The organism is Candidatus Thiosymbion oneisti (assembly GCF_900092655.1).
Taxonomy (GTDB): Bacteria; Pseudomonadota; Gammaproteobacteria; order Chromatiales; family Chromatiaceae; genus Thiosymbion; species Thiosymbion oneisti.
The window spans coordinates 1-255 of sequence record NZ_FLUY01000157.1 but is presented as its reverse complement, the minus strand read 5'-3'; the positions used below and the strand labels follow the sequence as shown (position 1 = coordinate 255).

1 protein-coding gene is annotated in these 255 nt (G+C 65.9%); it reads right to left on the bottom strand.

The genetic code is table 11. The features are described from left to right. Window positions 1-66 precede the first annotated feature (66 nt). Window positions 67-255, bottom strand: a 189-nt coding sequence (locus tag BQ17_RS22255; RefSeq protein ID WP_218068001.1) for a hypothetical protein, incomplete at its 5' end; no start/stop codon positions are given.

Here is a 255-nt window from a genome sequence, read left to right as displayed (position 1 = left end):
GCGGCGCGGCCGCATCGAACCTCAGTCATGGGGGATACCAGCAGTGTTTGCCGGGAATCCGGGCCCTTAGGTTCCACCCGCGCCGCGGCGACGGCGCTTTCCCCTGGCCGCAACACCTTTCGCCAAATCCAAAGCGGCGGCAGGATGGTGCCACTTGGCCGCCCCCCGCTTATGCCTGGCGCTGTAGGTTCCGGTAAGCATCGGGGTGAGGTTGCCGCCGCACTCCAAAACGTCCGGTGGTACCCTTCCATGATC